We start from the raw sequence: 11,772 nt of genomic DNA, 5'->3' as shown, positions 1-11,772 counted from the left end.
GTAAACCACTTGAGCGACATCTTTGCCGTCATCAATCGGCAGGTAAACGTCAACCGGAGCAGTTGGCTTGGTGACATTACCATCCTTGTCGACCAGCTCGATATCAAAGAGGTCGTAGTCGGTACCTTTGAGGATGGCTGGCGTTTCAGGGTTGTTGGTTTCTTTGTGGAAGACCACTCTCAAGCCTGCCACCTTGGTATCCGCTGATTGAACCTCTGCGATGATCCCTGAGTCAATATTCTTGATTTGACGAGATGATTGCGTGGTGTCAGGTTTGGTTGTGTTGACACCTTGGTTAGTATCGGTGTTACCACCTGTGTTGGTATCGGTGTTGACACCTTCGTCAGTATCTACATCGCCTGGCTGACTATTAGAATCTGAACTGCCTTGGCTACCACCATTATCTTGGTCATCACCTGAAGTTGAGTTGGTACCAGTTGAATCACCTGGTGTGCTTGGATTTTGACCTGTATCGCCTGATTGATTACCAGAGTCTGAATCGCCTGGGTCTGCACCGGTATCACCACTTTGGTCGGAACTTCCGTCATCGGACTGGTCATCAAAATTTGAGTCATCTTGCCCATCACCATTATTTTGGTCATCGCCTGGAATTGGGTTGGTATCAGTTGAATCGCCTGGTGTGCCTGGATTTTGACCTGCGCCGCCTGACTGATTGTCAGAATCTGAATCGCCCTGATTTACGTCAGTGTTGCCACCTTCATTGGTATCGGTGTTATCACCTTGGTCAGCGTCCGCAGTATCACCTTCGTTGGTATCCGTGTTACCACCTTGGTCGGAACTTGCATCATCTGGCTGGTTATCAGTATTTGAGCCATCTTGGCTACCACCATTATCCTGGTCATCATCTGGGGTTGTATTTGCATCAGTTGAATCGCCTGGTGTGCCTGGATTTTGACCTGCATCACCGGACTGATTGCCAGAATTTGACCCATCCTGGCTACCCCCATCAATCGGTGCATGTTCTACCATGACCGAACGGGCTAAGAGAGCCACTGCTGTTCCGCTTGCTTCATCAGTCTGATAAGTCACCACCCGAACAAGACCTGCTACTTGTTGTGGTGGTAACGTTAGCCGAACAATACCCGTTGCTTCATGTTCAAGACGACTTGTTCCGCTCACTACAATACCATCAGCTGCTTGTTGAATCCGTATTGGTTCTGCTTGCTCTGGCAATAAAACCTCAACAGTCGTCCACTCTCCAGTAGGCAATGTCACATCAAAATAAGTCGCTTGAGCACCAATATCTTCTAAAGTGGCTGGGTAAGATTGCTCCAGCGGCGCCTTCAAGATGACAAATTTATCTAAGGAAATCTTATGACGACTGTTGTTGATTGATTCTGGTACAACTGTCAGTGCTATCGTATGCTCGCCGTCTGATAAGTTTCTGTACTCGCCGATTAGCACACTTTTTTCGGTGTCGCCAGACGCTTTGTTAAATAGCAGAGGCGCAACAGCTTGACCATCTATGGTCACCGTCGCTTTCCCAAGGGCCGTTGATTTCAGACCAAAAATCTGAATTCCTGTGCCTGTAAAGGTCAGAGTAGCAGTGCGGTCTGCTTCTGAACGTTGGCTACCCGTGATGTCAGCGTATTTCTCCGTGCCACCATAAAGAGCATTATCAGACCAGTTACCAAAGGCAGAACCGTAAGCAACTCTCGGATCTCTATCGTCTAAGACTTCAGAACTTCCGGAATTCTCCGTCAACACACGGAAATAGTCTAGAGAAATCTTATTCCGCTCATTTGTACGTGTAGCAGGTCTGTTATCAATGACCAGTTTCAACTCATGCGCACCATCTGTTAGACCGTCAATTTGCCCAATAAGAACACCCTTTTGAACACCGCTCGTTCCATAGAAATCCAGCTCTCCACGAGCTTCGTTATCAACGTAGACCAGAGCCTTACCAAGTCCACTGTGTTTCAACCCATAGACTTGGATACCAGTGCCAACAAATGGGACGATGACTGTCCGGTCAGCCTCTGACACCTGACGACCTGTCAAATCCCCAAATTTTTCCGTACCGCCGTAAAGGCTATTGTCCGCCCAGTTGCCAAAAATGGCCCCGTAGCGTATGCTGCTGTCTCGATCATCCAAAATAAGTTTGACATCGGCGATATTAGCTGGATCAGACCAAGCTGTGCTCAAGGTATCTGATAAAACAGCTTGTACACGATAAGCATAATGATGACTTGGCAAAACTCTTGTATCACGATAAGTCGGATCAACCGTAGTAAATGTTCTTGTATCAGCTACCCGACCCGCTTCATCTCTTGCCACACGTTCTATACGATAATAGCTAGCCTTATCAACAGGTGAAAAAGTCAACTCAGCCTGACCTTCACCAGTTCTCTCCGCCCGCAAGTCAGTGATACGTCCCAAAACATCACGGATGAACACCACATCACCTGCTGTTGTCTCGATTTCAATGCGATCCGCCTGAACACGTCGGAAACTTGCTGGCAGACCATTGATGGTCACTGTGGCCGTTTCGATACGTGGGTAATCAATCTGAAGTTTACCCCCTGATTTTGCTTGTAAGGTCAAGTGGGTTAGGTTTTTCTCCTGCCAGGCCATGGCTACCTCAACATTGCCACGCGCCACTAAACCTGAAACTTGTCCTGTTTTCCAAGCATCTGGAAGAGCTGCTAATGGGGCAATATAGCCTGTGTGAGATTGCAACAGCATTTCTGTAATACCTGATGTCGCACCAAAATTGCCATCAATTTGGAATGGCGTATGAGTGTCCCATAGATTAGTAAGGGTTGAGCCACGCAATTGCTCTGCCAATAAGCGATGCGCACGGTTACCATCTAACAAACGTGCCCAGAGGTTAATCTTATTGGCTTTCGACCAGCCCGTTCCTCCGTCACCACGCGCGTTCAGAGTTGCTTTTGCAGCCTCAAGATAGTCTGGTTGGTCCTTGCTAAACAGGGTACCTGGGAACAAACCAACAAGCTCTGACACATGACGGTGGTTGGCCTGAACCCCCTCTCCTGTAAAGGCAGGTGTGTCTTCTTCGTACCATTCCTTGATACGACCTGCCTTATTGATATGAAGAGGTTTCAGCTTATCAAATTTGACTTTAATCTCCTTGACAAATTCGGCATCCTTACCTAAAATCTCAGCAGCCTCCATGTAATCATGGAAGAGTTGCCAAACCAATGATTGGTCAAAGGTATTGCCGATAGAAATGCTGCCGTGCTCAGGTGAATAAGATGGCGATGACACATAACGATCGCTAGCCTGATCATAGTGAAGAAAACTATTCCAGAACTTGGCCGTCTCTTTGAGCATTGGATAGATTTTCCGCTCCAGATAGTCTTTATCCTGCGTGAATTTATAGTAATCATAAACATTCTGCATAATCCACGCATTTGATGCCGGTGACCAGCCCCAGTAGTAATTCCATCCCGGTGTTGTCCAACCAAACGGCGTTGCTTGAGTATGGGCTAGCCAGCCATTTTCCTCCCCATCTCGGGACTCGATACCACCATATTCCTTCGCAGCAATACGACCATAGTAACGCATATCATCGATATAGTTGATCAATGGCAAAGCGGTCTCTGCTATATTGGTGCTATAAACCGGCCAGTAATTCATCTGGAGGTTCACATTGAGGTGATAGTCAGAGTTCCAAGGCGGATTATCCACCGCATTCCAGACCCCTTGCAAGTTGGCAGGCAAGGCATTGAGGCGATCGCGCGATGACGTAATCATCAGATAACGACCATACTGGAAGAATAATTCCTCTAGCTCTTGCCCAGTCTCTGGTCTGTAATCGCGCAGCAGACGGTCTGTTGACGCTGTCGTCTCTTTGTCTGTCAAATTCAGTTTAACACGGTCGAACAGGGTTTTGTAATCAGCTACATGCGTTTCCTTCAGTTGCTCATAGGTTTTTTGCTTGGCTTTGGCAACAATCGCCTTGACCTCACTGACAACATTGGCATCTGGTCTACGATAATTGGTCTTAGGATTTTGTGCAAAATCTGTTTTTGCCGTCAGCAGCAAGGTGGCGTAGCTAGCCCCACGAACTGATAATTTATCGTCATGACGCGTTAATTCACCGTCCGTATCAACACTCAGAAACGATGCAAACTTCATTTTGTTGTTGGTGACTTCTCCAGACAAGAGAATCCCTTCATCGCTATAGGTTACCTCTCCAGTCTTATAGGAAGACCGTCTATTTTCGTCGTAAGTCGTTTGATTTTTCAACCAATCTGTCGTTAAACGCATTGATACATCAAAATCCAGGGATTTCTCTCCCTCTTTGGTGAGATGAGTCACTGTAACGTCATCAGGAAAACTCGAAAAATGTTCACGACTAAAAGTTGTGTCTGCCTGCTTATAGCTGGTACGACTAATCGCTGTCTTGATGTCCAAATCACGATGGTAGTCGGTCACGCTATCCAATGTTTTTTCTTGATTGGTAAAATCGATAAAGATATCACCAAACGCCAAATAGCGCCCGTACTGCTCATCGTAAGGACCCTTGAGATGGGTTTCTGCCAACCGCTTGGCCGTCGTCAAATCACCTTTTTCTAACGCCTCTCGAATTTGCGGCAGGTACTCATGTTTATTGGCTAAATTTCCACCGTTATAGGTCGCATCAGCAGGAGTTGGACCTCCAGACCACAAGGTTTTCTCATTAAACTGAATTTTCTCCGCCCCAACAAGTCCGAAAATCTTAGCGCCCATTTCGCCATTACCAATCGGCAAAGCCTCGCTCTCCCATCCTTGATAAGTCGTCGCTGCAGGCCGCTCATAATGGAGCGTGTAAGGATTTGAATCGACGACCTCAGGTTGCACCTGTACCGACTCAGTAGCCGGCTCTTCTTTATTGTCAAGGTCAATAGCTGGCGCTTCGCTCCTACTTTCAGCTTCAGCAGAATGTGATGCATCAGCTCTACCAGCAGGAACGGGGTCAGTAGTCACAGAACCAGATTCATCGGCTTGCACTGTCATTTGACCAAATAAACTTGTCCCAATGATAACTGAACAAACACCTATACCCAGTTTTCGGATACTAAAATGACTCTTTTTTGAAAAAAGATATTGTCTCACAAAAAACCTCCTTGAAATCGTTTTCTTTTTATTTATATAATAACCTGTTTTATGATTTTTTGCAAGCATTTTTTGAATTCTTTTACTAAATTTTTACAATAAAAATCAAAAAACTAGACTGGTTCATGACCAATCTAGTTTTTATTAACTTATCTAGCTCGTCTTCTCAGTCCAGCTAAGCCTAGGGCTGATAAGAGGGCTGTTGCGCCGACAGCGACTAGAGCTGTGTGGGCATCGCCTGTTGCAGGGAGTCCCTTCTTACCTGCTGTCGCTGAGCCTGGTGCTGAAGCTGCAGGAGCTGTAGCTGGTCGGCTTGTCGCCTTAATAAGCTTGGCAACTTCTTCCTTGATGGCTTCGAGTTCAGCTTCGGTTTCTGCGAATGATACCTTGACAGCCAAATCGCCTTTTTGCTCGTCAGTCAAGTTGGATGCATCGATTGCTTTAAGTAAATCAGTCGCCAACTTAGCCTTGTCCACAGGTTTATTTGGTGTATTACCAGTATCTGGTGTGTCCCCACCTTGACCAGGGGTTCCTGGAGTCGAAACATGGTCTGGATTTGGCGTTGGTTTTGGATCCGGATTTGGCGTCGGTTCTGGAACCGGTGTTGGCTCTGGATCTGGAACCGGTGTTGGCTCTGGATCTGGAACCGGTGTTGGTTCTGGATCTGGTGTTGGATTTGGAACCGGTGTTGATTGTGGCTCATAAACAATACCATACTCACTGAAGTGCTCTGCGGTAAATTTGGCATAGCGCTTGCCATCACGAGTCACTGTTGTGAATGACANGCTTTGGCTCTGGTCACTATTTGGTAGGTAAACCACTTGAGCGACATCTTTGCCGTCATCAATCGGCAGGTAAACGTCAACCGGAGCAGTTGGCTTGATGACATTACCATCCTTGTCGACCAGCTCGATGTCAAAGAGATCGTAGTCGGTACCTTTGAGGATGGCTGGCGTTTCAGGGTTGTTGGTTTCTTTGTGGAAGACCACTCTCAAGCCTGCCACCTTGTCATCCGCTGATTGAACCTCTGCGATGATACCTGAGTCAATATCCTTGATTTGACGAGATGGTTGCGTGGTGTCAGGTTTGGTTGTGTTGACACCTTGGTTAGTATCGGTGCTATCGCCTTCGTTGGTACCAGCGTTGCCGCCTGCGTTAGTATCAGTGTTGCCATCTTCATTGGTATCTGTGTTACCGCCCTCGTTGGTATCGGTGCTACCACCTTGATCAGCGCCGGTATTACCGTCTACATCGGTACCCGCGTTGTCGCCTTGGCTGTCACCATTAGCCTGGTCACTATCTGGGGTCGTGTTTGTATCAGCTGAATCGCCTGGTGTGCCTGAATCTTGACCCGCATCATCTGACGGATTGCCAGAATCTGAATCTCCTGGGTCCGAGCTGGTGTTACCTTCTTGGTCTGCGCCGGTGTTGCCATCTATATCGGTACCCGCGTTGTCGCCCTCATTGGTATCAGTGCTACCACCTTCATTGGTATCGGTATTGACACCTGCGTTGCCACCTTGATCAGCGCTTGTGTTACCACCTTGGTCTGAACCTGTGTTACTGCTTGTGTTGTCACCTTCGTTAGTATCGGTGTTACCATTTTGCTCATCGCTTGGTTTTTCAGGCAGCTGGTCTTCTTCGGCCACTTGTTGTTTTTTCTCCAGTTTAGCGAGAGCTTCTATGATAGTTGAGATATAACCATCAACGATAGCCTGATCTGAGGCTTTTTTATCCAATTGAATAGCCGAAATGGCACTTTCCAGAGCAGCTAAACTTTCGTCCGTATACATGGTGAGGTCTTCTGGGATACTCAAGAGCAACTCTTGCAAGCGGCTGTAATCGGCTGGCTCTTCTGGTCTTCTCACCAGGGCATCTGCAATATTTTCCAGACTAGCCAGCGCACGGTCAATTTCAACCTGTTGTGTGGTTAGGCTGTCGTGAACGGCTCGCGCAGCAGCAACTTTCTGACTAAAAGCTTGATAACTGTCCTCGGTGTAATCAGCTGCTGCAATCGCTTCAAGCGGTGTCAAGGCAGTTAATAACTTGCTCTTATCCACCAAACCGAGGGCTTGGTCAATTTGCCCCAACTTGAACTTAGCTTGCTTGATGTAGCTAAGGTCAGTGGTTATTCCACCTTTCCATTTTTCAGAAAACTCTCTGTCAAAGTGACCGTAAGAGTTCATGATATAGGTACCGTCAGGTTGAACAACCAGTCCAGCATAGCCCGTATCACCTGAGAAATGGTTCTGCGCCCAATCCTCAGCAATGAGAATCCGGTACTGCCCTTCGTTCTGGTTCATGATGTCCTCATAAGTACCAACCCAAGCAACCCATTCACCAGCTCGCCAGTCACCTGGCTCAATTTTACCATTTTTATTATAATCCAGAATAATCTCACGGAAGGTCACAAGTAAGCGACCACTGATTGGATCATAGGCAATCTTATGGCGCTCCCCTTGTAGGGCACCTTGCATAAATTCTGGACGGGTCCATGTCTGACCTTCGTCATCTGAGTAGAACATAGTTGACTTATGTTGGTGAGATTGGGAGCGACCGAGCGCCACCAAACGCTTACCATCAGGTGAACGGAAGACACCAACTTCTGACAATTGAGTAGCTGCTTCGATGTCCCGATGTTCAGGAATCAGTTTTTCCGGCGCACTCCATTGCTCATTTCCATTTTCATCAAAAGTGAGGTAAGTTTTATAATTAATGAAATTATAGTCAATATACAGACCCATCCACTTATCGATAAAGTTGCCTGATTCATCCTTGAGCTGAGTCAGACTGGACATGGCGACAATCGACCAGTTCTTATTGCCGTCTTCTTTGGTCGGATGGAAGAGTTTGTAATCAGACCACGTTTCTCCACTATCTTCTGAAATAGATGTTTGCCAGCCACCATTTTGGTTGCCATGCCAGTTCGGCATACCTGTAATCATGATTAGTTTTTGAGAGCCATCCTTGAAATTCAGCTTATACAGGGTCGGTGTTTCCCAAGAACTTGCCCAAGAGGCCGGGATATCTGTTTTTTCTGTCCAAGTTTGACCACCATCACGGCTAATTTTCATGACAACTGGGCCTCTACCGTGACCAACAACGTAGGTTGTGATAAGAGTCTGGTTATCATCCAACATAATCATATCGGGGTGGGCGAGGTATTGACGGTCTGTGCCTGGTGCTTTTTCGATATCGGATAAATTAGCTTCTGGCATCTTATAGGTTGGGATAGTGTATTGGATTTCCAACTGTTTTTCAACGGTAATTGGGATTTCCTTACGATACCCACCTGCCTTATTTTCGATGATCAGACTAGTCTGACCTTTTTTCAGAGCAGTCACACGTCCGTTAGCATCGACGCTAGCCACTTCAGGATTTGTCACCGCAAAAGTCACTGTCTTATCTGCCACTTCAGAAATCAAGTCAACAGTTACTTGATGGCTATCGTTGATGTAGAGTGCCAGCTCAGACTCGGCAACATTTAGACCATTGACCTGCATAGAGGCAAGAACTTCACTAGCTGTCAGTGGTCGATTATAGATTTTTAGCTCATCAATAATACCTTTAACGTGGTTGCCTCCTATCACGTCGACAGGAATCACAAAATTATTGGTTTTTGTCCAAGCATTGGTCTGAACTAGTTTGCCATTGACATACAGGCTGAGACCATTAGCAGAGCTATTTGTCCAGGTGTAGTGAATCCATTCCCCTTTAGGTGCAGTGTATTGGAACGTCAGAACACCTCCTGGTTGTTTGTTAACGTGGACACCAGCTTTCTCACGATTGGTATCCAAGCGAGTATCTAACGACCTAGCACCATCAGCACTGCTCAGAATAGAGTGGCGGTTAGCTCCCTCAGATTCGTTATATAACCAGTACCCAACTGACCAGTCATGGTTAAGGTCTGCTAGACCAGAGAACGTTACTTGTCGTCCTGGCTCTAATCGCAAGCCCTTGCCTGAAATACTATCAACACTGGTTATATTTTCTCCTTGACCGTGACGATTTCCCCATAAATCATGAACTGGACTGGTCGCATCATCAAAGGAATAATAGGCTACCTGAGCTTCCTGATTGACTTTTAAGCGATCTAAGGTTAGAACGATTTGTGCCGTTTTGGTTGGATCCTGTTGAGACCTAGCAGTAATCGTCACTTGACCTGATTTCAATGCCGTGACCAATCCAGTCTCTGAAACACTCGCCACCAATGGATTGCTGCTAATCCAGGTCACCATCGGGTTAATCAAGTTTGCTGGTTGTAAGCTTGCCACCAACTGTCTTGTATCACCAACAGTCAGAGGTTGGGTAGCCTCTCCAAGAATAGTAATATCAGTCACTTCACGTGTTCCAGTTTTTTTCAACTCTGCATGTTCACGAGAAAGTGCCGCAATTTCAGCCTTGATGACTTGCATGTCACGGGCAACAGCTTGCTTACCATCTTCAGTTAGATACAAACGATTATTAGGGTATTGCGCCTTGACCGTTTTGAGTAAATTATCAACACGCTCCGCAAGGGCCGGTGTTTCTGCTTTGATCTGAATCAGTTTGTTGACATCACGAATCCCTTCTGCCATCTTCTCCAAACGCAAGGTTGATTTAGAGACTGGATTGGCGCTATTTCTCAAATCTGGGTAGACGAGGAAAGGATCTCCTGTCTCAAAAGCATTATGGGTTGCGTCTTCGAGAGGATTTTCCACCCATGAATCATAGGCCCAACGCAAGAAGCCCTGCCCTCCAACTGCATAGGCATAAAGCATGGTCCAATAGCTCTCGCCAGGCGCGCTGAGAGAGAAGTTCCCTGGCTTTTCACCTGTCGCAGTGTAGATGGTCGTCCGAAGACCACGAGCCGCCCGTTCTTTGCGCAGGGCATCAAACTCGACTGGGTGCGCCTTAACCGCATTAGCCCCAACGTTGAGGTCGGTTACTCGCATCGCCAGCTCACGCTTGTTAACAAAGCCATCCATGGCACCCGCTGTCTTAAATGGCTTGCCGTCAATACTGGTAATGCTCTCGATTAAATCAAAGGCGCGTTTATCAAACCCACGTTCATCAATCCCAATGTAAATCTGGTCTTTCCACCCCTTTTTCTCAGCATGGACGATAAAATCTTGTAAAAAGGCTTTCCATGTTTTGTTATATTCTTCACTGCCAACCGTGTAAGGACTAATCACCTTCTGTCCTGTCGTTTCGTCAAAATAGCGGAATTGATTGGTCCAAGGGGCAACACTATAACCAACAATCTTGTCTCCAATGCCCAAAGATTTGTTAAATTCTACCCATTTATCAAATTTAGTATAATCAAAACTAAAACTGCCGTCACGTTTTTTGGTCCAGTCAATCATGGATGGAAACTTGATGTCATGTTTACTGTAGGTTTGACCCGCCCAAGCCTCCTCAACGATGGTCGTTGTTACGGCATGACCACCCAGTGCCTTATAGCGCTCCATGTGTGGCCTTAAAATCTCAAAATGTTTTTCAGAAAACGGCTCAACATTGTAGTACTCAGCTACTGCAAATGGATTTTGCCATAACTCAATATCAAAGCTATCTTTGAAGTCAGTCGCTGGTTTCAACACAGCGTCAGCTACATTTAGGGTGTAGCTGAAACTGAGTGGCGTAGTCAGGTGATCCGCTAAAATTCGAACTGTCCCTTTATAATCACCTGCTACAGCTTGTTCTGGCACCTTGATGCTCAACCAGATATTTTGAAGCGACCGCGCATCCATGTTAATAGGGTTGGTATGATCAATGACTTCATTCGCCTCTACTCGATTACCCTGAGGCAAAGGACGAGTTGGGTTCCCATAACCCAAGAAACCATCAAAAGCTTTGACTGACTTGATAAAATGTGCTGTGATGTTGTCCTTGCTGATTGTGTTTGTACCGTCAGTAAAATCGCTCACTTCAACTCGAACATTAGTTAGGGCATCTTCGCCAGACTTAATGGTTAATTGAGAAGTTGCTGTATCGTTGCGCCAAGCAGTTAACTGACCCTGTGGTGCCAAAGTCACCGATTCATATTTGTCTTGGGTGTATTGGAGATTGGTATCAACCACACCACCTGTTAGCTGAACTTGCTTATCTTCAGCGGTACCGATTTCCTTGAGCTCTTGACTAGCCAGTTGAATCCGAGTAACTGCTGAACGCAATTCTTCACTAGTCGCTTTTTCATTGGTAATAATTTGGCGAGCTGCCTCGATAGCTTGTGTAAAGGCTATCCGACTCTCCTCTGTGTAGCCAGATAAATCAAATTGGTCTGCCTCAGCTAAAAAAGCGATTAAGCTTTCTCGCTCCCGCGATGACGTATCTGAGTAAGACACAAGAGGTTGTTCAGCCACACGAGTAGAAGTATCTACTGCTTCTCCTTCAGGTGAGGCGGTAGCTGGCTCTTTTTCTGTAGCAGTTTCTTTTTCTAAAGGCTGAGCAACGGCTGGATCAATATTTGCCTCAGTTGCGCTCGTCTCTGCCAACACTGTTCCCCCATTGGCAAATAGCACAGCACCGATTGCAACCGAACAGGCACCCAAGGACAATTTCCGAATGGAAAAAATCTGTTTTTTAAACCATAAGTCTTTCATTTTTCTCTCCTTTTTTTGAAAGCGTTTTTATTTTTGTTTTATTATATCATAAAATAAAAAGCCACGCAATTTTTTACTTGAAATTTTAGTAAAAAGTTTTACTCCTACC

Annotated in this window: 2 protein-coding genes; both read right to left on the bottom strand. The window is 46.2% G+C overall.

The features are described from left to right. Positions 1 to 5,082: glycosyl hydrolase family 95 catalytic domain-containing protein (locus tag A3GW_RS11345; protein WP_018367683.1), on the bottom strand; the 5,082-nt coding region annotated here is incomplete at its 3' end. A 149-nt stretch (positions 5,083 to 5,231) separates the two neighbouring features. Continuing rightward, on the bottom strand, positions 5,232 to 11,663 hold the full coding sequence (locus A3GW_RS11190; RefSeq protein WP_018367682.1) for a glycoside hydrolase domain-containing protein: 6,432 nt from the start codon (positions 11,661 to 11,663) through the stop codon (positions 5,232 to 5,234). Positions 11,664 to 11,772 lie beyond the last annotated feature (109 nt).

The organism is Streptococcus entericus DSM 14446 (assembly GCF_000380025.1).
Taxonomy (GTDB): domain Bacteria; phylum Bacillota; class Bacilli; order Lactobacillales; family Streptococcaceae; genus Streptococcus; species Streptococcus entericus.
Note: the sequence above shows the minus strand (reverse complement) of the source record. Positions and strands in the feature narration are given on the sequence as shown.